This is a genomic window from Synechococcus sp. BSA11S (assembly GCF_014224355.1).
GTDB lineage: Bacteria > Cyanobacteriota > Cyanobacteriia > PCC-6307 > Cyanobiaceae > Regnicoccus_A.
Map to the genome: position 1 here is coordinate 230,432 of NZ_VNWP01000003.1, position 22,962 is coordinate 253,393.

Here is a 22,962-nt window from a genome sequence, read left to right on the forward strand (position 1 = left end):
GCTCAAGCGGCTGAAGGGCGCAGATGAAGGGCAAGTTGCTGGAGACCCTCCAGCCACTCCGGTTCGCAGGGCCAGCGTTCGCGACGGGTGAGGCTGAGGGCGATGCCCTTCTCGCCGTAGGCCGCTTCGTTGATGAACACCGGCCAGAGCGGCTCGGGGTCGCTGGGCTGGTAGCGCAGGGTTTCCCCGCTGGCCGTCTCGAAGAGAGGATCCCCAGGGCGGATCGGGAACCAGTCGCGGTGCTGCCGCAGGGGGTGAAGGCAGGCGGCCGGAGAGCCATCCGGATGCCGAGGCAGATCGAGGCTGCCCAGATGGCGGTGCACCGTGAGGCTCCGGGGCAGGGCCAGCGACCCCCGCCGGGCTGAGGCCAGCACCGTCAGCGCGGCCTCCAGGCCCAAATGGGTCTGCCGGCAGATGGCAGCGTTGACGACCCCCTGGGGCACCGGGCCCACCTCGATCACCAGGCCACAGGGCCAGCGCTCGATCAGAAAGCCCTGCTGGCTGGCATCGGCCTCATGCAGATAGATCGGCAGGCCCAGCAACGCCTGGATCCCGGCCGCCAGGGCCAGATCCGGTGGCCGCCGCCCGTAGACCACCAGGGAATTGCCCATGGCCGCGGTGGTGCTGTGCAGATCGATCACCAGGGCGCAGGGCCGTGATCCTGCGGGCCCGTGCAGGGCGAGCAGCTCCCGGGCCCGCTGCATCTCCCGATCAGCCGGAGAGGGAGTGTCGAGAAGGGCGCTGGTGAAGGAGCGGTTCAGGTCGCGATCGATGTAGCGGCGTCCCGCCGCGAGGGCGGCCGGATTGCCGATCACCAGCTGCAGGGCCAGGCCGGCGGAATCAAGACTGCCGGGGTGGCCCAGCCAGTGCTTCAGCAGCCAGGGGGCGTTGCGCTCGTTGCCATGGGTGCCGGCCACCACCAGAACCTCTGCCGCACCCATCGCCACCCGCCCTGCAGATCGGATCAGCGTCCAGCCTGACGCAGCGGCGGGCCACTGCGGGCCAGAGTCGGAACCCAGCGCTGGAGACTGCCATGGCTGTTCCCCCCCCGGTGGTGGCCACCGTGCGCGCCGCCTGGCGCTGCCAGTGGCGCCGGTTGATGGCTGGCCTGGGGCCAGCCGACGCGGCAGGTCACTACCGGCGTCCTGAAAGCGCCTTCGCCGTCACTCCGGAGCTGCCGGCCACGGCGGGCCAGGCCGGTGTCCATGGACTGATCGTGGGACGCAGCTGCCCCTGGGCGCACCGGGCCTGGCTGGTGTGGTGCCTGCGCCAGCTCGCCGGCGGCCTGGAACTGGTGGTGGTGGAGCCCGACCCCAGGGCAGGCCGCTGGCGGTTCGACGCCCCCTACGAGGGAGCCAGGGCCCTGGTGGAGCTTTACCGGCGCAGTGGCGGTGACCCCCGGGCCCGGGCCACGGTTCCCGCCCTCTACGACCGCCCCGGCCGCCGGATCCTGGTGAACGAGAGCGCCCGGCTGATCGAGCTGCTCAATCGCTGGCCGGCCCCGGAGGGGGCTCCGGATCTGCTGCCCGCGTCCAAGGCGGAAGCCATCGGCCACTGGCGCGACCGGCTGCAGGGAACCGTGAACGATGGGGTCTACCGCTGCGGCTTCGCGCGCAATCAGGCCGCCTATGACCAGGCCGAAGCCGAGCTGTTCGCCAGCCTCGAGGCGGCGGAGAGTGCCCTCGAGGAGGGAGGCCCGTGGCTGTGCGGCGATCAGCTCACCCTGGCGGATGTGGTCCTGTTTCCGACCCTGATCCGGCTGGAGCTGGTCTATGCCCCCCTGTTCGGTTGCAGCCGCCGCCCCCTCTGGACTTTCCCGGCCCTGATGGCCTGGCGCGCCCGCCTCTACGCCCTCCCCGGGGTAGCCGCCACCTGCTTCCCGGACTCCTGGCGCCGCGACTATTTCGGGGCCCTCTTTCCGCTGCACCCCTCCGGAATCGTTCCGGCGGGGGCGGATCTGGCCACACTGGTGGCAGGCCCAGCTCCTGCGCGACTCCAGCCATGACCGATCAAACCCGGCACGAGGGCAGCCCCGAGGATCCGTCGTTCGAGGGCGTCTACGGACCGTTCACGATCACGGCTCTCGACCGCCGCGAGGTGCTCGGCTACCGCCTGGCCCTGCTGGGGGTGGCCCTGGCCCAGGCGGGCCTGCTGCTGCAGTGGGCCAACTGGGGCAGCCAGGGGCTCTGGCCCTGGCTGGTGCTGATGGCCGCGGGACTGGGGCTGGCCCTGCGCTGGATTCACATCTATCTGCGTCCACTGCACCGGGCCCTGCAGCTGTTCTGGCTGCTGGGCTGTGCAGGTGGCCTGGCCCTGGCCCTGCACCAGGGACCCGACGCCATGCTCGAGACCCTGGCGGGCGACTCCCGCTGGATCTGGGCTGTAGGGCCATTCTTCGCGGCCTTGGCTGGGGTGGGTTTCAAGGAATTCTTCTGCTTCCAGCGGCCGGAAGCGATCGGAGTCACCCTGCTGCTGCCGCTGGCGCTGCTGGGCCGCCTGGTGGGCCTGCTCGATGGGCGCACCACCTTCACCCTGCTGGCGGTCGAGGCGGCGCTGCTGCTGATCCTCACCCTGCGCAAATTCCCGATGCAGGCCGCCGCCGATGTGGGCGACAAGAGCGTGTTTGCTTACCTGGAGAGCCAGAGGCCTCCCTCGCGAGCGTGACCCTGATCAGCCTGGTGGGGGTCGGCAAGGACTTCGGCCTTCGCACCCTCTTCCACGATCTCCACCTGCACCTGCAGGAGCGCGACCGCCTCGGGCTGATCGGCCCCAATGGCGCCGGCAAGTCAACCCTGCTGCGCCTGCTGGCTGGCCTTGAGCCGCCGGGCGAAGGGGAGCGGCGCTGCTCCGGGCGGTTGAAGGTGGTGATGGTGGCCCAGGAACCGGATCTGGATCCCGAGCGCAGCGTGCTGGAGCAGGTGTTCGAGGACAGCGGCGAGAAGATGGCGCTGCTGCGCCGTTTCACCGAGGTGAGCCACGGCGTGGCGAACGACCCCGGGAACCAGGCCCTGCTGGGGGAGCTGAGCGACCTGCAGGAGCGCATGGACCAGGCCAACGCCTGGAGCCTGGAGCAGCAGTGCCGCGAAGTGCTCGAGCGCCTCGGAATTCGCGATGTGCACCGACGGGTGGGCGACCTGTCCGGGGGGTTCCGCAAGCGGCTGGCCCTGGCCGCAGCCCTGGTGGCCGAACCCGATGTGCTCCTGCTCGATGAACCCACCAACCATCTCGACGCCCTCTGCATCGAATGGCTGCAGGGGCAGCTGGAGCGCTTCCCCGGCGCCCTGGTGCTGATCACCCACGACCGCTACGTGCTCGACCGGGTGGCGCGCCGCATTGTGGAGGTGGACCGGGGCGTGGCCCGCAGCTATCCCGGCAACTACGCCACCTACCTGCAGACCAAGGCGGAGGAGGAGGCGATCGAGGCCGCCAGTGCCGCGAAGTTCAAGGGAGCCCTGCGGCGGGAACTGGAGTGGCTGCGCCGCGGTCCCCAGGCCCGCAGCACCAAGCAGAAGGCCCGGATCCAGCGGATCGAAGCGATGCAGGAGGCCCCGAAACGCCAGAGCAAGGGGCAGCTCAGCCTGGTGGCCGCCCATCGCCGCCTCGGCAAGAAGGCGATCAGCGCAGAACACCTCAGTGTCTGGGCGGATCCGAGCGCCGACCGCGGCGGTGGGGCCGCTGGGGCGCGCCCACCCCTGCTGCGCGACTTCAGCTACGACTTCAGCCCCGAGGACCGGGTGGGAATCATCGGTCCGAACGGTTCAGGGAAATCCACCCTGCTGGATCTGATCGCCGGTCGCCGCCAAGCCCAGGAGGGGCGCCTGGAGCTGGGGAGCACGGTGCGGCTGGCCTACTTCGATCAGCAGGCGGAAGGACTCGCCAGCGGCCGTGGACTGGAGCGCAAACTGATCGACTACGTGCAGGAGGAAGCCAGCCGCATCGAACTGGGCGGGGTGGCCGTGAGCGCCTCCCAGCTGCTGGAGCGCTTCCTGTTCCCTCCCGCCCAGCAACACAGCCCGATCGGGCGCCTCTCCGGCGGGGAGCGGCGGCGGCTCTACCTCTGTCGGCTGTTGATCAGCGCCCCCAACGTGCTGCTGCTCGATGAGCCCACCAACGACCTCGACGTGCACACCCTCACCGTCCTGGAGGACTTCCTGGAGGACTTCCGGGGCTGCGTGGTGGTGGTCTCCCACGACCGCTACTTCCTCGACCGCACCGTGGACCGGCTGTTCTGCTTCGAGGCGGGGGAACTCAGGCGTTACGAGGGCAACTACAGCGCCTACCTGGAGAGGGCGGCGGCGGGGCCCGCAGCCGGAACGGCGCCATCCTCCCCACCGCCCAAGGCCAGCGCGGCAACAGCAGCCCAAGCGGCGGCCCCAGCCCCGGCATCCAGGCGGCGCAGCTTCAAGCAGAGCCGTGAACTGGAGGAGCTGGAGCGGTCGCTGCCGCAGTGGGAGGTGCAGCGGGCAGAGCTGGAGCGGGAGCTTGCGGGGGGTGCCGGCGGCGACTACTCCCGCCTGGAAAGCCTCACCCACGACCTGGCCGCCCTGCTGGAGCGCATCGAGCACGGCGAGGAGCGCTGGCTGGAGCTCAGCGAGCTGAGCGCTTGATCAGCACAGGATCACATTGGCCGCGGCCCACGGGAGGGGGCCCGTATGGTGGAATCGAAAAGCTCCGGTAGCCGAAGGCCGGCCTTCCTATGACTTCCATCGACGAGCACATCCGCAAGGATCAGATCGAGATCGAAACGGCCAAGGCCGTCGGCAACGAAGCCAAGGTGCGTCACCTCGAAGACGAACTCAAGTCGCTCGAGGAATACAAGTCGCACCATCCCGAGGACGACCACGATCCGAATTCCCTTGAGGTCTATTGCGATCTCAACCCGGAAGCCCCCGAGTGCCGGGTCTACGACGACTGATCGCCCAAGCCTGAATCGGGGCTGGCCTGGCGCCGCCTGAGCAAGCCCCCCATTCCCACGGGGGGCTTCAACTTTTTTCGTTCACTGGATCCCAAGCTGCCGCCAGACCTCCGCCAGCAGGCTGTCGAGGCCCTTGTTGGTGGCCGCCGAGATCAACAGCACCTCACCCCCGTCCCAGAGCGCTGTCAGGGCGGAGCGGGCCTCTGAGAGCTGATCGGGCGGCAGCAGCTCACTTTTGTTGAGGGCCAGGATCCTCGGACGCTGATCGAGGCCGTGGCCGTAGGCCGCCAGTTCCTCCTCCACCACCGCCAGGTCACTGGTCACATCGGCGCTGGAGGCATCCACCAAGTGCACCAGCAGACGGGTGCGCTCGATGTGGCGCAGGAAGTCGTGGCCCAGGCCGGCCCCCTGAGCCGCACCCGCAATCAGGCCGGGGATGTCGGCAAAGACCGTTCCGTCGCCACTGGGGCGGCGCACCACCCCCAGGTTGGGCACCAGGGTGGTGAAGGGATAATCGGCGATCTTGGGCTTGGCGGCGGAGAGCACACTGATCAGGGTGCTCTTGCCGGCATTGGGCAGCCCGATGATGCCCACCTCGGCCAGCAGCTTGAGCTCCAGCTGGAGCTGACGCTCCTCACCATCCTTGCCTTCGGTGCACTTCTCCGGCGCCCGGTTGCGGTTGCTGAGGTAATGGGCATTGCCCAGGCCACCGCGCCCCCCCGCCGCCACCCGCAGCCGATCACCCGGTTCGGTCAGATCACCGAGCAGCTCCTCGCTGTCCTGCAGGCGCACCTCGGTGCCACAGGGCACCAGGATCACCAGGTCGTCGCCGCTGGCACCACTGCGGCGGTTGGGCCCGCCGCGGCGGCCTTCCGGGGCTGCGAACAGCCGCTTGTACTTGAAGTCGAGCAGGGTCTGCAGGTTCGGATCCGCCTGGAGCCACACGGCGCCACCGTGGCCGCCATCACCGCCGGAGGGTCCACCGGCCGGAACGTACTTCTCACGGCGGAAGGCGACGATGCCATCTCCGCCCCGGCCTCCCTGGACCGCGATGCGGGCTTGATCAATGAACTGCAAGGGAAGACCGCAGGGACTGGGCCGGATCGGCCACCAACCCTAGGATCGGCCGGTCAGAGGGCTGATCTTGGCTGAGGTGCGCTTCGAGAAGGTCAGCAAGACCTTCCCTCCCCGGCGTGGAGGTGCGCCGGTGGAGGTGCTGCGGCAGCTGGATCTGACGGTCCAGGACGGCGAATTTCTGGTGCTGGTGGGGCCATCGGGCTGCGGCAAGAGCACGCTGCTGCGCATCCTGGCGGGCCTGGAGACCCCCAGCAGCGGTGAGATCCGGGTGGGAGAGCGCGCCGTGAGCGGCCTGCGCCCCGCCCAGCGTGACGTGGCGATGGTGTTCCAGAGCTACGCCCTCTACCCCCATCTGAGCGTGGCCGACAACATCGGCTTCGGCTTGCGGCGCAGCCGGCCCCGCAGTGCCCTCCAGCAGCTGAAGGATGGCGTTCACCGGTTGACGCGACGTCTGCCTGCCGGGCTGCGCATCCCGTCGGAGCGGGAGCAGCGGATCGAGGCCCGCATCAGCGCCGTGGCCGAGCAGCTGGAGCTGACGCCCCTGCTCGAGCGTCTGCCCAAGGAACTCTCCGGAGGCCAGAAGCAACGGGTGGCCCTGGGCCGGGCCATCGCCCGCCAGCCGAAGGTGTTCCTGATGGATGAACCGCTCAGCAACCTCGACGCCAAGCTGCGCACCGGCACCCGGGCCCAGATCGTGGCACTCCAGCGGGAGCTGGGCATCACCACCCTCTACGTCACCCACGACCAGGTGGAGGCGATGACGATGGGTCATCGCATCGCCGTGCTCAACCAGGGACGGCTGCAGCAGCTGGGGACGCCGATGGAGCTTTACGACCATCCCGCCAACCTGTTCGTGGCCCAGTTCATCGGCAGTCCGCCGATGAACCTGCTGCCGGTGGAGCAGGCGGGAGCTGATCAGGTCCAGCTCGCTGGGCGTCGCTTTCTGGTGGAAGGGGAGATGGCCCACGCCCTCGAAGCCCGCGCCGCCGGCGAGACGGACAGCAACCTCACGGCCGGTCTGCGGGCGGAGCACTTCAAGCTGGCGCCCGCCACCAACCGCAACCTGCCCGCGGAGGTGACCCATCTCGAGGCCCTGGGCAATGAACTGTTGCTCAGCTGTCGCCTGCTGGAGGGCAGCCACCTGATTCAGGTGCGCACCGACCCGGGCCAGCGCCTGGCAGCAGGTCAGAGGATCCACCTGGAGGTCGACCCACTGGGATGGCGCTTCTTCGAGGCCAGCGGCGACGCCCTGACCATGCCCGAACCAACCGAGGCGAAGGGTGGCTCCGGGGAGCACCCGGAGGAGCTGCAGGTTGTGCTGCCGGAGTTCAGCTGAAGCGGCTGCTCATTTCGGCCAGATCACGCTGCAGCCCTGACCGCCATCACCTCGCTCGGCATCACTGACGCGCTCCACCCAGGGCACACCGGCCAGCCACTGGCGCAGCCCGCGCTTGAGCTTGCCGGTGCCGATGCCATGGATCACCCAGAGGGGGCCATTGGCGTTGCGCAGCTGCTCCTCCACAGCGGCTTCCGCCTCATGCACCCGCATCCCGCGCACATCGACGGTGTTGCGTTCGCTGCGCACCTGGGGACCTGAGCCACCCAGGTGGCGCCCACTGGCGCGCACCTCGATCACGGGCTGAGCCGTCTCGGGCGGAGCTGGCTTCTCCCCCTGCAGGCTCTCGATGCCGGAGAGATCCACCTGCAGCCGCAGCACCCCGCAGCGCACGCTCAGTTCGCGGCCATCGGCGCTGATCGCCAGCACCTGGGCTGCCTTGCCCAGGGACAGCAGACGGATGCGCTCCCCGACCACCGGCCGCCAGCCGCTGGGGGCCCGGCGCCGGGGCTGGGGGCTGTGCTCCACCTGAAGCTGCCTCAGCCGTACACCGGCCTGGCGGGCCCTCTCACCATCGCCGCCGCCCTGGCGCAGACGACGGATGATGCGACGCACCTCCTGCTGCCCAGCGCGGATCGAGTGCTCCAGGGCCTGCCGCCGCTGCTCCTGCAGCTCCGCCGACTGCTCCTGCTGCTGCTGCCAGCGCTGCAGCAGTTCCTCATGCAGCAGTTCGGTGCTCGCCAGCAGGGCCGCCGCCTCCTCGGCTGCCTCCTGCTGGCGGCGGCGCTGGTCTTCGAGGCCCCGGATCACCTGGTTGAGCTCACCCTCGCCCCGGGGCGCCAGCAGGCCGTTGGCCTCGCTGATCACCGCCTGATCCAGCCCCAGGCGCGTGGCGATGGCCAGGGCGTTGCTGCGGCCGGGGATTCCCCACTGCAGGTGGTAGGTGGGGCAGAGGGTGTCGCTGTCGAAGGCCACCGAGGCGTTCTCGAAACGGCTGTCGGCGTACTTAAGCGCCTTGAGCTCTCCGAAGTGGGTGGTGGCGATGGTGAGCCTGGCCCGGTCGGCCAGGTGGCGCAGCAGCGCGATCGCCAGGGCCGTGCCCTCCGTGGGATCGGTGCCGGCACCCACCTCATCGAGCAACACCAGAGTGGCGCCGGGCGACGGTGAGGCGTCGAGGGCCTCGAGGATGCGGGCGATGCGGCGCACGTGGCCGCTGAAGGTGGAGAGGTTCTGCTGCAACGACTGCTCGTCGCCGATGTCGGCCAGCACCTGGGAGCACCAGGGCAGGCGAGGGGTGCCGGTGCAGGGCAGGAACAGACCGGCCCGAGCCATCAGCGCCGCCAGGCCCACGCTCTTGAGCGTCACGGTCTTGCCGCCTGTGTTGGGGCCGGTGATCGCCACCACCCGCAATTCCGTGCCCACCGAGACCGTGACCGGCACCACCGGAGCCTCCCCACCGCGACGCTCCTGCCAGAGCAGCAGGGGATGGCGCAGATCCCGCAGCAGGAATGGGGCCTGGGGGTCGCCGGACAGCTCCGGGCGAACGGCGCCCAGCCACTGGCCGTAACGGGCCCTGGCGAGGGCGGCATCGAGGGCCACCAGCACCCGGTGCAGCTCGGTGAAGGCGTCCGCCTCCTCGGCCACCAGGGCACTGAGGCCCCGGAGCACGCGCCATTCCTCCTGGCGCTCTCGCCCTTCCAGCTCGCGGATCTGGTTGCCGAGCGTGATCACCGCCTTCGGCTCAATGAACACGGTGCTGCCGGAGGCGGAGCTGTCGTGCACCAGCCCGGGCAGCTGGGAGGCGGCTGTCACCTTCACCGCCAGCACCGGGCGACCATTGCGCTCGGCGATCACGTTGTCCTGAAGCACGGCCCCCTGGCGGCGCATCAGCTCCTGGAGTCGCTCACGGCGCTGCTGGCGCAGGCCGGCCAGCTGCTGACGGACGCCGGCCAGCTCGGGGCTGGCGCGATCCGCCACCCTGCCGCCCTCCTCCAGGCAGAAGCGCAGACGCTGCTCCAGCTCCGGCAGGGTGCGCAGATCACGCATCAGCTGGCTGCAGACGGGGCGCAGCTCGGGCGCCTCGATCTGCCGGCGCAGACGGCGGGCCACCGCCTGGGTGGAGGCCACCGCCAGCAGGTCTTCGCCAGTGGCGGTGCCGCCCTTGGCGCAATGGCGCAAGGTGCCGGTGAGATCGGCGGCCCCCTGAAAGCTCAGGCCACCCTCGATCAGGCTATCGAGGCCGAGCAGCTCGCTGGTTTCGGCCAGCAGGCGCAGGCTCTCGGCGCGATCAGCCGCCAGGGGCAGGGCTAGGCAATGGGCGCTGCCCGCGCTGGTGCTCGCGAAGCTGGCCAGGTGCTGTGCAAGCCGCTGCCACTCGAGCAGCTCCAGGGCTTCGGCGGCGATCGCCGTCGGGTTGAGGGGGTTCACACCGGCTCCCGGCCGGTGTTGGAGGTGATGCCGGTGGGGGGCTCGTAGAGCATCTCCAGCCAGTTGCCCTCGGGATCCTGCAGATAGAAGGAGGCGGTGCCGTCGCGGTGGTCATGGATGGGGCCCACCCGGTGGCCTGAGGCCTCCAGCTGGGCATGGACCTGATCCACCCCGGCACGGTCCTCGAAGTGGAAGGCGAAGTGGGGGCCGGCCTGGTGGTAACTGGGGGCAAGCAGGGCGATGCCGTCGCCGGAGTCGGGCGACTGCAGGTAGGCCCAGTCATCGGCATCCCAGGTCAGGCGCAGGCCGAGCCCCTCGTAGAAGGCCTTGGCCCGGGCCATGTCCTGGACCCGCACGGCCACATGGCCCAGTCGCTGCACGGCCATGGCCGTTTCCTGTCGCTGGCGCCATTCTGATCGGCCGGTGGGCTCCACCGGGGCTGGTCCGGCAGCGTTCTGCACGGCCGTGATCAGTCGTCCCGCAGCCAGCTGGCCGCCTCACAGGCGTGGTAGGTGAGGATCAGATCAGCCCCGGCCCGCTTGAAACAGAGCAGGGTTTCCAGCACCACGGCCCGCTCGTCGATCCAGCCGCGCTCGGCGGCCGCCTTGACCATGGCGTACTCACCACTGACGTTGTAGGCGGCGATGGGGAGTTCGGTTTCACCGCGCAGGCGGTGAATGACATCGAGATAGGCCAGGCCGGGTTTGACCATCAGGATGTCGGCCCCCTCCTGTTCATCGAGCAGGGCTTCGGTGAGGGATTCGCGGCCATTGGCCGGATCCATCTGGTACGTGCTCTTGTCTTTGGGGATGGGCTTGCCGGCATCCGCGCGGGGGGCGGAATCCAGCGCTTCACGGAAGGGGCCGTAGTAAGCGGAGGCGTACTTGGCGGTGTAGCTGATGATCCCCACGTGCTCGAATCCCTCTTCATCGAGAGCTTCGCGGATGGCGCCGACTCGCCCGTCCATCATGTCGCTGGGGCCGATCAGATCGGCGCCGGCCCTGGCCTGGGCCACGGCCTGGCGGCAGAGGATCGCCACGGTGTCGTCGTTGAGCACCTCGCCTTCGGCGCTGACGATGCCGTCGTGGCCATCACAGGAGTAGGGGTCGAGGGCGACGTCGGTCATGATCGCCATGCCGGGATGGTCCTGCTTGAGCCGCCGGATCGCCCGGGGGATCAGACCACCTTCGTTGAAGCATTCAGCCCCGTCTTCGGTCTTGAGGCCGTCGGCCACCTTCGGGAAGAGCACCACGCAGCGAATGCCGAGGTCCCAGGCACGGCCCACCTCCTCCACCAGCCCCTCGAGGCTCCAGCGGAAAGCGCCTGGCATGGCCCCGATCGGCTCGTTGCTGGCCCCTTCATGTACGAACAGGGGCAGGATGAAATCCGCTGGACTCAGCTGAAACTCGCGCACCATGGCCCGCAGCGCCGGTGTGCGGCGGAGGCGCCGCGGACGATAGGTCAGCTCCATGCAGTCGAATCACTTGAGGGCATCCTAAAGCCCAGGCATGCAGGCCATTCTGAACATCAGAATCAGCGCCAAGTCTTGACTGCGGCAATCAGCATACAGGCGTGATTGGCAGGCACAAGTGATTAAAAAAACAGAGAAGTGAAGGGTCGATTCATGGTCTCAGGCTGGAGGCCTGTTCAGAGCTGGGCGGCCCGCATCCACTCCCGGCGCGGATCGAGGCTGCGAGCCTCGCGCAGCTTCTCCAGCAGCTGCCGCTCCGTCTCGCTGAAACGCTCCGGCAGTTTGAGGGTGAGGCTGAGCAGCAGGTCACCCCGGCCGTCCTTGCCCGGCCAGCCTTTTCCCTTGAGGCGCAGGCTGCGGCCCAGGGCCACACCGGAAGGCACCTGCACAGTGGCTTCACCGTCGGGGGTGGCCACCCTCACCTCGCCCCCCAGGGCCAGCTCATCGAGGCTGAGGGGCAGATCGGCCTGCAACTGATCGCCATCCAGACGCCAGATCGGATGCTCCTGAAGCTGAAGGTTGAGGTAGAGATCACCGCGGCGGCCGGTGCCGGGCTGCAGGTTCCCCTTGCCTTTGAGCCGCAGACGGCTGCCGTTTCGCACCCCGCCAGGGATCCGGACCTGCACCCGCTCCTCATTGACCGCCAGGGTGCGCTCGCAGCCACGGAAGGCCTCGGCAAAGCTGAGGCTGATGGTGGCTTCCGCATCCAGATTGAGCGCGCCGGTACGACCCGCCGCCGGCCCACCGAAGCCGCCGGGAAAGCCGCCGGAGAAGCCGAACCCACCGGGCCCTGCCCCGAATCCTGAGCCGGCCTGGGCCCCACCGAAGCGGCCCAGCAGATCGTTGATGAACTCGTCGAAGTTGCCGTAACGGCCGAAATCCACATCGAAGCCGGGAGCACCGCCGGCAGCTCCGGCGGCCTGGCTCCAGTACTGGCCGAACTGCTCATAGCGGCGGCGCTTGTCGGGATCGGAGAGCACTTCATAGGCCTCGCTGATCTCCTTGAACTTCGCCTCCGCGCTGGCATCACCGGGGTTCACATCCGGGTGGTACTGGCGGGCCAGCTTGCGAAACGAGCGCTTGACGGCATCGGCATCGGCGCTGCGCTCGACGCCCAGCACCTTGAAATAGTCGCGGTAACCGTTGGCACTCATCGCGGCAAGCTCATCGGGTCGCGAGGAGGCGCATCAGTATTCCAGTGTCCCAGCCATCGCCTCGAAAGTGAGGCTTGCAAAAGGGCGGAAGCCCGAACGCAGCCTTAGCGTCGGAGCATCTGAATCCGGGAGTTCCATGCCTGACGCCACCACCGGCCCGAAGTTGCCCACCCGGTTGGTCTCCCTGGCGCTGATGACCCTGAGCCTGGTGCTGGTGGGTGCCGCAGGCAGCAGCCGTCACCCGGCCATCGCCCGTGGCGGCAGCGCGGGAACCACGGGCAGCGCCGGAACCACCGGCAGCCTCGGAGAAGCCGTGAGCCCATCCACCGCCGAGCAGAAGGCGCTGGTGGAGCACCTGCGAGAGCAGGGAGCGATCTTCTATGGCGCCTGGTGGTGTCCCCACTGCTTCCACCAGAAGAACCTGTTCGGAACGGAGGCGGGCCGACGCCTGCCCTACGTGGAATGCGACAAGGACCAGGCCGGGCGTGAGCGCTGCCAGACAGCCAAGATCCGGGCATTTCCCACCTGGGATCTGAATGGCGAGCGGCGTGAGGGCCTGCTGACCATCGAGCAACTGGCGGAGTGGAGTGGCTTCAAGGGCAAGGGGTCAACCAGCAGCCGCTGAAGGACAGCTCCGGGGGCAGCCGCCCGCTCAACTGAGCCCGTAGGGAGCCGTGGTGTCGCGCAACCTCTGAGCAAGCTCTCTGATCACGGCCTGAACGATCTCCGGGTGATCAGCCATCAGGGCCTGCAAGGTCGACTGCTCGATGCGATAGAGCATGGCCGAATCGACAGCGCTCACGGAGGCGGAGCGGGGTTCAGGGTCCAGGGCGGCCAGCTCGCCCACGATTTCTCCATCGGTGAGCTCCACCACGGTCTGATCACCGATGTGAACGCGAACGCAACCAGCCACCAGCACATACATGGATGTGCCGAGATCACCCTTGGCAAAGAGCTGCTCGCCGGGGCTGAGATGCACCTCCTCCACCGCCTCAGCCAGCTGGAGCAGCACCTCCTCAGGCGTGGCCATGAAGATGCCGACCTGCCTGAGCCGTCTGATCTTCTCCAGTGTGGCGGTGCTGGTCATGGCGATCGGGGTGACGGCCTGATGGGGGTTCAGAGCCTTGGTGATGGGGCGCTGGGCACTCGTCGGGTTCAGTATGTCGTCAGGGGCAAGGTCACCCCAGCTGATGGGACTCACCGGCTGGACCGGAATCGGCGAGGGCATGCCGGATGGTGATCAGCAGCAGTTCCAACCCTTCACTGTCTTCCAGCCCCTTCCAGAACCACTGGGTTTCAGGATTGCACTGCTGCACCCGTTGCCGCAGATCCGGGGGGAGAGCCGACCAGTCGGGAAGGTGGGGAAGATCTGGGCGGCTCATGGAGGACCCTGGCGCCTCGGATCAGCAGTCGTAAACGCCGACGGCGCAGCGACGCACCGTGCGCCGACCGACTCCAGCCACGCTGACGGGAGTGAGCGGCCGGCCCACCCGGGCCTGCGCCGGCGGGACCAGGACGTCGAGGAGCTGGGCCGGCAGGATCTGCAAGGACCCTGAGCCAGCCATACCGATGGCGGCAAGGATGACAGCTGACTTGCGGAGACTGATCATGGGGTTCCTTTGCGAATGTAGTTGCTGGGCAATTCGCCCATGGACTTGATGGTCTTCAGCTCATCATGACTGATGGATCTGGCCCCTGCAGGCGGCACAAAACTGAAGTTCTGACCAACGGCCGCTGATCCCGTTTTCCAGTCGCTGACCTGGATACTGTATTGGGGAGAACCAGGAACTGTTCTGGATGTGATCACATAGCGACAGGGATATGGGCGACCACCCTGGGCAATCCAGATCTGGAAGTCAACATCCTTTTTGCGGAAGGCGAGATGATCGCATTCCACGCCACCGACCACTCCGCTGCCGAGGTCCTTGACATCGGTGACGCCTTCGGTGAGTTCGGCATAGGCCTTGGGCAGCAGCAAGTCTGCCGCGGGGAGTGGGCGGCGGTATTTGTCCTTGAGCTCATCCACCAGGGTCTCCAGCGACCCTTTGATCGGAACCTGCAGGTAGACGTTGGCGTTCTTGCCCAGCAGGGTGAAGGTGGAGCCATCGAACACCGATTCGATAGCGGCGAAACCGCTGGAGCGGCTGAACCGGATCCGACCGGGGCGATCCAGCGACACCGAGCCTGAACTGGCCAGGGTGAGGCGCTGCTGATCGGAGGTGATGACTTCCAGGTCAGCGTCGAACCGGAACGACAACTCTTGCTGAGCCGACACGTAGGAGGTCATTCCCTTGAGCAGCGCCATGGCGTCAGCCTCGGCCGCCCTGGCGCCGGGGACAGCAGCCGCCACGGCAAGGATGCCCCCACAGGCGGCCATGAACAATCCGCGACCCTCCCCTGCCCATATCAAAAAATCTGACACCCTTTTTGACATGCTCTTCAGTTCACCCCATGGCAGATCACGACCTTGGTGACGGTGAAAGAACAACGTCCCAGGAATCCGCAATCGGAACGAACTCAGCCTAGAGCGTGAGATCATTCCGGCAACCTCCGCGCAGGATGGGGACACACATCATTTCTTCACGACCGACGCGCGGCTCCCCAGGACAGACGCCGGCAGCGGAACAGCCCTACCAGCGCACATCCGGCAACTCCCGGAACACCTGGCGCACGCCCACGCTCCAGGCGGTGCTCAGTTCTACGAACTCGGCATCGCCCTCGCTGAAGCGGCGGCGGTGGGTGATGGCCAGGCTGTCACTCTCGTAGGCGATCAGATCGATCGGCATTCCCACGGAGAGGTTGCTGCGCATGGTGGAATCGAACGACACCAGCACGCACTTGGCCGCTTCCGCCAGAGAAGTCTCGGACTGGATCACCCGATCGATGATCGGCTTGCCATACTTCGCCTCGCCGGTTTGTAGAAACGGCGTTTCCTCGCTGGCTTCGATGAAATTGCCCTCGGCATACATCCGAAACAACCGCGGCGGTTCACCCCTGATCTGGCCGCCCACCAGGAAGGACGCGTTGAATCCACCCCCTGAGGCTTCCAGATAGGCAGCATCGCGCTGATCCACTGTCCGCATCACGTCCGACACCAGAACCATCACATCGAACATCGTGCGCGCCGTCCAGACGCTGGCGTCCCCATCGCCCTCGGCGGCCCGTTGGCGCAGCAGGCTGATCACGGCCTGGGTTCCGGCCAGACTGCCGGAGCTGAGCAGCACCAACACCCGATCGCCACGGCGCTCGAACACCGTCATCTTGCAGAAGCTGGCGAAATCATCCACACCCGCATTGGTGCGTGAATCGGAGGCGAACACCATCCCGCTGTTCAGAAGAACAGCCACGCAATAGGTCATGCCGTGAACAGCTGGAAGGATTCCAGTTTCGAGGAGCTGAAGCTGGTGGGCAGGGCCGCATCTGCCGCATCCCGTGTGCAGGGGATCACCATTCGCGTCATTGGCGGCATGTTGTTGCGCGGGTGGAACAGATCCCAGCCATCACCAAGGCAGGGGTCGAACTGTAGCGGGGCCCTGGTCGACCAGCTCTGCAGACGCACCAGGTTGGGCGGATGCTCGCAGGTCATGCCTGCAGATGAGAGCTCCGTTGCTGGAGGGGTGGTCCCGCCGGGCCTTCGGCACTGGAGTCGAACCACAACCAGGCCCAGGAGTGTGTTGCCGGTGGAGCCGTCCTGCACTGCTTACCGCTTGGTGCCCGGTCTGGAAGATCCGGTGCCATCTGGCTGGCCTCATCCGGTGGCTACTCCCAGCGTCAATTGTTGTGATCGCCTACTCCTTCAGAGAAGCCTGCGGCTAGCGCTGGGCGTAGATCCCTGTTCCCTTCTTGCTTCTGAGCTTGCGGGCCATGCGGGTTCTGGCATCGGCACCCCTGGGCAACGGTCAACGCATCGGTGGAGGGGGATGGCCGTGCGGCACGCTGCCGGTGGCGATGCAGGCATCAATGCCCTGATCAGCGCAGCAGTTGGCGTTGTCCTCGCTCCAGTAGGCCGCATCCAGGGCTACGGCTCCAGATGCTCCACATCCGGAGGCTGATTGCTCACCCCCATGGCCACGATCACCTGGTGGTCGCTGTCGACAGCCAGCTGGCAGTTGTAGCCGTGGATGTAGTGGCCATCTGACTTCATGAGATGGCTTTCGGGGTCCGTGAAGTTCCTCTGGCTCTTGCCTGTCGGGCTGCCATCGGCCTTTCTCGCCATGCCCCGCCTGGGCCTCGCAACCGCTGCGCGGAAGCCTCCGGCTACAGCCGCCAGCGGCCTCGATCGCCTTCTCCCTCGCTGCTTTGGCCTTGGCCGCTGCCGTCTCTGCTTTCCCGTTCGGCTCGGCCTGCTCAGCTGCCGGCGCCTCAGTTCATCCGGCAGGTCACTGCCACGGTTGCCCTTGCCATAGCGCCGATCCTCCTGGGCATCGAGGTGGCGGCGGCGGAATTCACTGATGCGGCTGTGGTCAGGCTGCTGGTTGCCGGTGAGCACCCGGAAGGCCAGATCCTCGTCACAGGCCCGCTCGATCCTGCGGGAGGAGACGATGCCTACGCAGTAGGCGTAGAGCAGCAACAGCATCAACCGCTTCGCGGAAGACTTCGTCTACATCCTGGGGTCAAACCCTTTCTCCCCACGGGGATCCTTGGCCTGAGCGGGGATCAGGATCGCGGAGAGATCCAATTCGTTGATCAGATCGAGCAGGACATACACCTGGTGATCGTCCGAGAGCCAGTCACTCGGTGATGGCGGCAGCAGGGTCGTCTGCTCCGGCGGCCAGGGACGGGAGGACTTGGGCTTCTGCATGCCCCATTCTCTTAGGCAGATCTATTGCAGTCAAAGGGATCTGGGTAGATTCAGGGGCGTCTGTGGAGAGGCGGCGCGGGGTCTAGGCGCGACAGGCTCCTGGATCCGCCAGGTACCCGAAGGCGTGCTGCTCCAGCGAGTCCTCCCAGATCCCCCCGCAGGGCCAGCCCGGGAGCACCGGGTGGCCGCCTGTGAGCCAGAGATAGCCGATGAGTGTTGCTGGCAGCAGAAACCCGGCGTGTTGTAGTTGGTGAACGAATCGGTCCAGGACCCTTAGATGCCGAAGGGGTGAAGTTTGATCTGACAAGATCTGCAGGCACAGACGATGGCGAGCCTGGTGCGCTTTCTGCTGGCAGATGTCTCCCTCTGGACCCTGGCCCTGGCGTTGCTGCTCGGGATCGCTTTCTGGGTGCTGGGGGTGGCCGGGGTCTACGGCTTTGTTGTGCATCTTGCCTTCGGGCCGTTCATCGCCGAGCAGATCGGCTGGCCGAACAGCCCCTTCCAGAACGAAGTGGCCTACGCCAACCTCACCATCGGCATCCTCGGTTTCAGCAGTTTCATCCTGCGCAGGCGCGACTATCTGCTCGCTTCGATGGTGGCTTACGGCAGCTGGTTCTTCGCCGATGGCCTCGGCCACGTCGTGTCCCTCGTTCTGAACAGTGATCACGCGCCTGCCAATGCAGGAACGGTGCTTTACACGGATCTGCTCACTCCCTTGCTTGTGGTTGTGCTGTTGCAACTCAGCGCAGGGAGCGCTGGCGGCTGAGGTGATCAGCGACACCCACATCAACCTGGCCCAAGTCGGTAAGGCGCAGCCTCACCTCCAACGGGAATGGAGGTCGTCCACCCTTGGCCGTGGGCTTGCAATACACCGGCTGGGATCAGGGCCAGGAAGGAGTCCCACGGAACCGCGGCTTCCATGTCATCCAGGAAGATCTGCCGACGCGTCTTCTTCCTGGCGTGGGTCTGCTCGTACTCGCTGAAACCCAGCTGGAGGGGTGTGGCCATCCGTTCCCAGTCTCAGTCTCGGATCTGGACTGATTCTATCGGGCTGTTCTGAGGTTCCTTAACGGAATTCCGGCCGTTTCTGCTTATCAAAGCTGCGCCGCAGGGCTTCGCCGATCGTCTGTCCTACCGGGAGGTCGCCCCCGAAGGAGGTTCCCAGAACACGCCGGTAGAGCTTTGATTCCACCAGTCTGTAAGTGTCGGCCGGCAGGGGGATGTACCCCGCCTCCTCAACAAAACGCAGCCCATTGCCGACCGTATACCCCACAAAGCTGCGGATCATGTCGTTGGCAAGCATTTGTTGGTCGTTCACATAGATGAACAGTGGCCGCGACAGCGGCCTGTAGGTGCCGTCCTGGGCTGAGGTCACCGATGGGGCCACGGCGCTGCCATTGGATGGTGCGATTTGGAAGGCCTTGAGCCGGTCGGCATTGGCACGGAAATAGGCGAAGCCGAGATACCCCATCGCATTGGGGTCATCAGCCACGCACGCAACGATCACGTTGTCATCTTCGCTGGTTCTAACATCTGTGCGGGCATTGGTTTTCTTCCCGTTGATCGCCTCATTGAAGTAGTCGAAGGTTCCAGAATCACTGCCAGGGCCGCAGAGGAGCAGAGGTCGATCGGGCCAATCTATGTTGATCTGGCTCCAGGCCTTCACCGTGCCCTCGGCCTGCTTCGACCAGGTGCGGGCCAGCTCCTTGGTGGTGATCTCTGAAGCCCAGTCGTTAGCCCCGTTCACGACAACCGTGAGGGCATCGAAAGCCAGCGGCAGCTCGATAAAGGTGATGCCAGAGTCGGCACAAGCTTTGAGCTCGGCACTGCTGATCGGTCGCGAGGCATTGGCAATCGGAATGGCACCCTGGCAGAACTCACGCAGTCCACCAGTGGTACCCACCGAGCTGAGGGTCACGGTGACGTTGCGCCCCCGCTCAGTTCCGCCATAGCCCTTGATTGCACGCTCAATGATCGGGAATACCGTGCTCGAGCCGCTGATGGCGACCGTGCCATCGCCGCTTGCGTCACGGCCTCCACAAGCGCTCAGCAGGGCGGCCAGTACAGCCACCAAGGCCAAGCTGGATCTGGGGATACGACAACCGCGCCGCTTGCGAACAAAGCTGGATAGCAGGACAGCCATGGGAGCTGCACAAGGCGAGATCCAGTCTCAACCATCAACGCGATTTGTTGGTTAAGGGAAGATGGAGGCCTGGCTGTGCCGGCGACTGGGGGTGGCCGAGAACTCCGTGCTCACCGCTGAGATCCAGGCGGTGTTCCAGGACGGTGTTCCAGCAGCACCGTGGCTTCTACAGCCCCCCATCCACCAGGAGCTGGGCGCTGCCGGCCATCTCCTTGGCCGCCACCGTGTCGCCCGGCTCATGCAACAGGCTGAGCTCAGAGCCAGGACCCGCAAGCCCTGCTGGCCCTGCTCCAGGGCCAGCAGGGGAGCCACTGGGGTGATCGGGGCCCTCAACCGACCACTCGGCCTCCGCCGGGTGGAGCCGGAGACAATGCTCCTCCACACGGATCAGGGCAGCCCAGTATCGGGCTAACTGTGCTTTCTCACCAGGACATTCATCGATCTGCAGCCGCTGGAGCGACTGACAGGGCGTGATATCTCCAAGGGCCATCTGGCACCTATGACCGTTATGGATGGATCCCGAGATACCGGCTCAGCCACTGGTTGCGCACCTCGGAGGTCTGGAAGGGCATGCCGTAGGCCCATTCCTCGAGCAGGGTGCGGATGAATCGCTCCGCCTTGCCATTGGTGCGGGGTGTGTACGGCCTGATGCGGATCGGCTTGAGATCCAGGGCCTTGCAGGCTTTTCGCCACTCGCCGGATCGGTAGGCCGAGCCGTTGTCCGAGAGGATCCGCTTGTGGGTGATTCCCTGATCGGAGAACCAGCCCACCGCCCGGGCCAGGAAGCCCACGGCGGAGAGGGGTGCCTTCAGCGACGGGCGATGCGGCGCAGGCTGATAGCTGCATCAGCGGCAAGGATCTGGAGGGGAACCCCCGCTCGGGGAGTGACTGATCCGTCGGTTTCTCCCAGCGACGTCAGGCTGGCCAGGGGATGGCTATGCATGGGAGGTGAGGTCCGAGGGATGGGCGGTGGCACCCCGACCCTGGAGGCCTCACAGTCACTTGTGGGCACCTCGAAAAATCTACGCCGCTCCCTGCCATCCCATGAAATAGGCAATAGAATTGGTTCAGTTCAACATTGCTGAATGGGACAGCGTGGATTCTGGGATGAGGAGAAGCGCATTCACAGGCTTCAGCAGAAGAAGCCCATGTTAGCTACCTTGTCCGAGGCAATTCCCTGGGAAACATTCAGGCCGCTGCTGGAGCAGGGTTACAGCCATGAACGTAAGAGCAATGCTGGCCGGAAGCGGATTGATCCGCTCATCCTCTTCAAGATGCTGGTGCTTCAGCAACTGTTCAACCTCAGCGATGAGGAGCTGGAATTCCAAGTCAACGACAGACGCTCATCTGAGGAGTTTGTCGGACTTGGAGTGATGAACAGCATTCCCGATGCCACCACCATTGCGTTCTTCCGCGAGCGGCTCCGCAAGGCGGGTGTCATCGATGAGCTTTTTGAACGGTTTGAGGAGCACCTGCGGACCCAAGGCCTGAAGGCCCGTGGTGGGCAGATCATCGATGCCACGCTGGTCCCTGTTCCTAAACAGCGAAACTCACGGCCTGAGAACGAATCCATCAAGCGCGGGCAGCTGCGAGATGGATGGGCCGACAAGCCAGAGCGCCTGCGGCAGGAGGATCTTGACGCTCGATGGGTCGAAAAGAACGGCATCAGCCACTACGGGTACAAGAACAGCATCTGCATTGACACCACTCACGGCTTCATCCGCAGATACGCCATTACCCCAGCCAATATTCACGACTGCCAGATGATCTCGCAGGTTCTGGATCCTGAGAACAGGGATGACTTCGTCTGGGCTGATTCCGGCTACGCCGACGCGCGGTATGAAGATCTACTGGAAGTGGCTGGTTTTGAGAGCCGAATTCATGAGAAGGGTACGCGTTGCCATCCCTTGAGCGAGGAGGCCAAGGAACGCAACAAGGTGCGATCGAGCGTGCGGGCAAGGGTTGAGCACGTCTTCGGGATAGTCACTACCTCTATGCACGGCAAACTGACAAGACGAATTGGCTTGGCCAGAACGAAGGCTGGTGGGGACTGCGTAATCTTACATACAACTTCCTGCGTTACCTGCACTGCTCTTCAAAGCTAGCGCTGTCTGCTTGATCATTTGGTAGCGGGACAATCATCTCTCCTTGAAGGCATGGATGCCAGCCATCTGGCGGATCTGCATGTGCAGAGGATGAGTTTGTGGCTTCTCAATGTTGACTCAGAAATGGCAATATTTCGAGGTGCCCTTGTAATAGGAACGACTTTGTAGGACTACACAATTAGATGCGGACGTGAGGCCAAGCGATTCAGATTGGTGTAGCGCTTCCGCGCGCTGCGCAGCCCCAACAGCAGCGGTGAGAGGGCCAGCGGACTCAGGGGGCCGGGAAGCTCCTGGACGGTGATGGTGCCGCCTCCACCGATCTGGTCTCCTGCATCCATGAAATATCTAATGTCGTTTGTCAGGTTAGCCTGGCTCCCGGGAAAAGCTGCGGAATTGGAAGTAGAAGAAGTGAAAGGGTTGCTATTCGCATCATATGTCGCTGTCGCGGTAGGGTCAGAGAATGACAATCCAATTCCTTCGTTTGTCGCATTCCCTAGTAAAAACTCTCCTGTTACTGTTGCCGCGCAGACAAGCGCGGTTGCGCAGTCAACGGTAACTGGAGAGCCAGCCGGCGTCTGGCCAGCATATTGCTGAAACGTCAGTGAGCCCGAGAGGGTCGAAGCACCAGGCCCATCCCAGAAGATGGTGCCCTCCAGGGAAATGCCGTTGACACCGGCTCCGTTCTGGCCAGTCGCGGGGTCAGAACCTACTGGGGGCGTCGGATTGGTTTGGCTAGTATCCACCCGCCAGCCGAAATTTGGGGATCCGGGGGCGGGTGTAAAGGTATATTTATAGAAAGTCAGCGCTTTAACCTCCCCGGCCGCCAACAGCCCCGTCAGCATGGAGCCACAGGCCAGGAATTGGAGATGTCGGAAGCAGGACATTACCAGGAGACTCACACCATTACTTAACTTGAGCCATATTACTCGCTTGGGTGCAGGCCGTCAGGGCGGCTAGCCGTTCCAGCATGTCTCTCTCTTGTCTCGGGGATGGACCCTCTCTGCACGATCCACTCTCCGGCCATCGATCCCGCCGGCCTTAGGAGCTTACTGAAAAACCCGGTCTTCTCTGCGAACATGGGCCAACTGCCCAGCCAGAGGCGAGGTCACCGGGAACCCAGCGGCTCCCTGTTCTCCAACGTGTCGATCGAGGAGCGGATTCCGGCCAGCCATCCGCTGCAGCGGATCCGGAAGCTGGCCGATCAGACCCTCGATCGGCTCAATCCCACCTTCTGTGAGCTGTACGCCTCAGAAGGCCGGCCATCGGTGCCGCCGGAGCAGCTCAACGACAACCTGCTGTTCCGCTGGCGGGACCCGGGTGAGGCGGAGCAAAAGGCGATGGTTCTGTTCGATGAGGAGGCGCCGCACCGGTTGAGTACACCGGAAGACCCAGCTCAGTAAGGGAGCCTCTGGAAAACCCCACCACCCTGCGCGAGAATGGCCTTGTGATCCCAACCGTTTACAGGCTTCATGGGCGTCAAGCAGTTCGGTTTTGGTGATTACGAGCAGTCCACAGCCAAAAAGCGGACCCGGC

Annotated in this window: 28 protein-coding genes and 1 pseudogene; 10 read left to right on the forward strand and 19 right to left on the reverse strand. The window is 65.6% G+C overall.

Features of this window, described 5'->3' with window-relative positions; translation table 11 throughout:
* Positions 1 to 2: 2 nt before the first annotated feature.
* Complete coding sequence (locus tag FPZ61_RS04430) at positions 3 to 941, reverse strand: aspartoacylase (protein ID WP_185467197.1); 939 nt, start codon at positions 939 to 941, stop codon at positions 3 to 5.
* 92 nt (positions 942 to 1,033) lie between these two features.
* Between FPZ61_RS04430 and FPZ61_RS04435 the strand changes: the two genes are divergently transcribed.
* From FPZ61_RS04435 to FPZ61_RS04450, 4 genes are all read left to right on the forward strand, one after another.
* A complete protein-coding gene (locus tag FPZ61_RS04435; protein WP_185467196.1) occupies positions 1,034 to 2,005 on the forward strand; it encodes a glutathione S-transferase C-terminal domain-containing protein in 972 nt (323 codons plus the stop codon).
* Entirely contained in the window at positions 2,002 to 2,664 is a 663-nt protein-coding gene (locus FPZ61_RS04440) for a DUF2301 domain-containing membrane protein (protein ID WP_185467195.1), read from the forward strand. Before FPZ61_RS04435 ends, FPZ61_RS04440 begins: the two co-directional genes overlap by 4 nt.
* Positions 2,661 to 4,607, forward strand: coding sequence for an ABC-F family ATP-binding cassette domain-containing protein (locus FPZ61_RS04445; protein ID WP_185467194.1), 1,947 nt, complete (start codon positions 2,661 to 2,663; stop codon positions 4,605 to 4,607). Before FPZ61_RS04440 ends, FPZ61_RS04445 begins: the two co-directional genes overlap by 4 nt.
* A gap of 89 nt (positions 4,608 to 4,696) precedes the next feature.
* The gene (locus tag FPZ61_RS04450) at positions 4,697 to 4,915 is read left to right on the forward strand and encodes a Calvin cycle protein CP12 (RefSeq protein WP_006172041.1); all 219 of its coding nucleotides are present in this window, start codon (positions 4,697 to 4,699) and stop codon (positions 4,913 to 4,915) included.
* A gap of 81 nt (positions 4,916 to 4,996) precedes the next feature.
* Here the strand turns inward: FPZ61_RS04450 and obgE are convergent, their stop codons facing one another.
* Positions 4,997 to 5,992 (reverse strand): GTPase ObgE, encoded by a 996-nt coding sequence (gene obgE, locus FPZ61_RS04455; protein ID WP_185467193.1) that lies wholly within the window; start codon positions 5,990 to 5,992, stop codon positions 4,997 to 4,999.
* A gap of 67 nt (positions 5,993 to 6,059) precedes the next feature.
* Between obgE and FPZ61_RS04460 the strand changes: the two genes are divergently transcribed.
* Positions 6,060 to 7,328, forward strand: a complete 1,269-nt coding sequence (locus FPZ61_RS04460) for an ABC transporter ATP-binding protein (RefSeq protein ID WP_185467192.1) — start codon at positions 6,060 to 6,062, stop codon at positions 7,326 to 7,328.
* A 9-nt stretch (positions 7,329 to 7,337) separates the two neighbouring features.
* Here the strand turns inward: FPZ61_RS04460 and FPZ61_RS04465 are convergent, their stop codons facing one another.
* The 4 genes from FPZ61_RS04465 to FPZ61_RS04480 form a co-directional block, all read right to left on the reverse strand.
* Positions 7,338 to 9,755: an endonuclease MutS2 gene (locus FPZ61_RS04465; RefSeq protein WP_185467191.1), complete on the reverse strand. Its 2,418-nt coding sequence runs from the start codon at positions 9,753 to 9,755 to the stop codon at positions 7,338 to 7,340.
* Positions 9,752 to 10,141: a VOC family protein gene (locus FPZ61_RS04470; protein ID WP_185467201.1), complete on the reverse strand. Its 390-nt coding sequence runs from the start codon at positions 10,139 to 10,141 to the stop codon at positions 9,752 to 9,754. The genes FPZ61_RS04465 and FPZ61_RS04470 overlap by 4 nt, the downstream gene beginning before the upstream one ends.
* An 83-nt stretch (positions 10,142 to 10,224) precedes the next feature.
* Positions 10,225 to 11,226: a porphobilinogen synthase gene (hemB, locus tag FPZ61_RS04475; protein WP_185467190.1), complete on the reverse strand. Its 1,002-nt coding sequence runs from the start codon at positions 11,224 to 11,226 to the stop codon at positions 10,225 to 10,227.
* 176 nt (positions 11,227 to 11,402) lie between these two features.
* Entirely contained in the window at positions 11,403 to 12,380 is a 978-nt protein-coding gene (locus FPZ61_RS04480) for a DnaJ C-terminal domain-containing protein (RefSeq protein ID WP_185467189.1), read from the reverse strand.
* Between the two features lie 136 nt (positions 12,381 to 12,516).
* Between FPZ61_RS04480 and FPZ61_RS04485 the strand changes: the two genes are divergently transcribed.
* On the forward strand, positions 12,517 to 13,005 hold the full coding sequence (locus FPZ61_RS04485) for a hypothetical protein (protein WP_185467188.1): 489 nt from the start codon (positions 12,517 to 12,519) through the stop codon (positions 13,003 to 13,005).
* A 27-nt stretch (positions 13,006 to 13,032) separates the two neighbouring features.
* Here FPZ61_RS04485 and FPZ61_RS04490 read toward each other — a convergent pair whose 3' ends face one another.
* From FPZ61_RS04490 to FPZ61_RS04525, 8 genes are all read right to left on the reverse strand, one after another.
* The gene (locus FPZ61_RS04490; RefSeq protein ID WP_370593472.1) at positions 13,033 to 13,581 is read right to left on the reverse strand and encodes a cyclic nucleotide-binding domain-containing protein; all 549 of its coding nucleotides are present in this window, start codon (positions 13,579 to 13,581) and stop codon (positions 13,033 to 13,035) included.
* The gene (locus tag FPZ61_RS04495; protein ID WP_185467186.1) at positions 13,559 to 13,762 is read right to left on the reverse strand and encodes a hypothetical protein; all 204 of its coding nucleotides are present in this window, start codon (positions 13,760 to 13,762) and stop codon (positions 13,559 to 13,561) included. Before FPZ61_RS04495 ends, FPZ61_RS04490 begins: the two co-directional genes overlap by 23 nt.
* A 21-nt stretch (positions 13,763 to 13,783) precedes the next feature.
* Positions 13,784 to 13,990 (reverse strand): hypothetical protein, encoded by a 207-nt coding sequence (locus tag FPZ61_RS04500; RefSeq protein ID WP_185467185.1) that lies wholly within the window; start codon positions 13,988 to 13,990, stop codon positions 13,784 to 13,786.
* A complete protein-coding gene (locus FPZ61_RS04505; RefSeq protein ID WP_255441349.1) occupies positions 13,987 to 14,685 on the reverse strand; it encodes a DUF2092 domain-containing protein in 699 nt (232 codons plus the stop codon). The genes FPZ61_RS04500 and FPZ61_RS04505 overlap by 4 nt, the downstream gene beginning before the upstream one ends.
* A gap of 325 nt (positions 14,686 to 15,010) precedes the next feature.
* Entirely contained in the window at positions 15,011 to 15,727 is a 717-nt protein-coding gene (locus tag FPZ61_RS04510; protein ID WP_370593471.1) for a peptidase, read from the reverse strand.
* A gap of 8 nt (positions 15,728 to 15,735) precedes the next feature.
* A complete protein-coding gene (locus FPZ61_RS04515) occupies positions 15,736 to 15,966 on the reverse strand; it encodes a hypothetical protein (RefSeq protein WP_185467183.1) in 231 nt (76 codons plus the stop codon).
* 432 nt (positions 15,967 to 16,398) lie between these two features.
* Positions 16,399 to 16,956 (reverse strand): transposase, encoded by a 558-nt coding sequence (locus FPZ61_RS04520; RefSeq protein WP_185467182.1) that lies wholly within the window; start codon positions 16,954 to 16,956, stop codon positions 16,399 to 16,401.
* 24 nt (positions 16,957 to 16,980) lie between these two features.
* Positions 16,981 to 17,181 carry a hypothetical protein gene (locus FPZ61_RS04525; protein WP_185467181.1) on the reverse strand — a complete coding sequence of 67 codons (201 nt, stop codon included), beginning with the start codon at positions 17,179 to 17,181 and terminating at the stop codon, positions 16,981 to 16,983.
* A 325-nt stretch (positions 17,182 to 17,506) separates the two neighbouring features.
* Between FPZ61_RS04525 and FPZ61_RS04530 the strand changes: the two genes are divergently transcribed.
* The gene (locus tag FPZ61_RS04530) at positions 17,507 to 17,947 is read left to right on the forward strand and encodes a DUF6790 family protein (protein WP_185467180.1); all 441 of its coding nucleotides are present in this window, start codon (positions 17,507 to 17,509) and stop codon (positions 17,945 to 17,947) included.
* A 20-nt stretch (positions 17,948 to 17,967) separates the two neighbouring features.
* On the opposite strand, the gene FPZ61_RS04535 is transcribed toward FPZ61_RS04530, so the two are convergent.
* Both FPZ61_RS04535 and FPZ61_RS04540 read right to left on the reverse strand, forming a co-directional pair.
* Positions 17,968 to 18,189 carry a hypothetical protein gene (locus tag FPZ61_RS04535; protein ID WP_185474751.1) on the reverse strand — a complete coding sequence of 74 codons (222 nt, stop codon included), beginning with the start codon at positions 18,187 to 18,189 and terminating at the stop codon, positions 17,968 to 17,970.
* 58 nt (positions 18,190 to 18,247) lie between these two features.
* Positions 18,248 to 19,252 (reverse strand): PstS family phosphate ABC transporter substrate-binding protein, encoded by a 1,005-nt coding sequence (locus FPZ61_RS04540; protein ID WP_370593470.1) that lies wholly within the window; start codon positions 19,250 to 19,252, stop codon positions 18,248 to 18,250.
* 133 nt (positions 19,253 to 19,385) lie between these two features.
* Here FPZ61_RS04540 and FPZ61_RS15860 point away from each other — a divergent pair, with 133 nt between their 5' ends.
* Positions 19,386 to 19,736 (forward strand): IS3 family transposase, encoded by a 351-nt coding sequence (locus tag FPZ61_RS15860; RefSeq protein ID WP_370593469.1) that lies wholly within the window; start codon positions 19,386 to 19,388, stop codon positions 19,734 to 19,736.
* A gap of 94 nt (positions 19,737 to 19,830) precedes the next feature.
* Here FPZ61_RS15860 and FPZ61_RS04545 read toward each other — a convergent pair whose 3' ends face one another.
* Positions 19,831 to 20,115, reverse strand: a complete 285-nt coding sequence (locus tag FPZ61_RS04545) for an integrase core domain-containing protein (protein WP_370593468.1) — start codon at positions 20,113 to 20,115, stop codon at positions 19,831 to 19,833.
* A gap of 17 nt (positions 20,116 to 20,132) precedes the next feature.
* A complete protein-coding gene (locus tag FPZ61_RS15475; RefSeq protein WP_255441352.1) occupies positions 20,133 to 20,267 on the reverse strand; it encodes a hypothetical protein in 135 nt (44 codons plus the stop codon).
* A 142-nt stretch (positions 20,268 to 20,409) separates the two neighbouring features.
* On the opposite strand from FPZ61_RS15475, the gene FPZ61_RS04550 reads away from it, so the two are divergent.
* Positions 20,410 to 21,429: an IS5 family transposase gene (locus FPZ61_RS04550; protein WP_255441353.1), complete on the forward strand. Its 1,020-nt coding sequence runs from the start codon at positions 20,410 to 20,412 to the stop codon at positions 21,427 to 21,429.
* A 170-nt stretch (positions 21,430 to 21,599) separates the two neighbouring features.
* Here the strand turns inward: FPZ61_RS04550 and FPZ61_RS04555 are convergent, their stop codons facing one another.
* Positions 21,600 to 22,271 carry a hypothetical protein gene (locus tag FPZ61_RS04555; protein WP_185467178.1) on the reverse strand — a complete coding sequence of 224 codons (672 nt, stop codon included), beginning with the start codon at positions 22,269 to 22,271 and terminating at the stop codon, positions 21,600 to 21,602.
* Between the two features lie 234 nt (positions 22,272 to 22,505).
* Between FPZ61_RS04555 and FPZ61_RS04560 the strand changes: the two are divergent.
* A pseudogene (locus FPZ61_RS04560) lies at positions 22,506 to 22,736 on the forward strand (hypothetical protein); the annotation flags it as partial.
* Positions 22,737 to 22,962 lie beyond the last annotated feature (226 nt).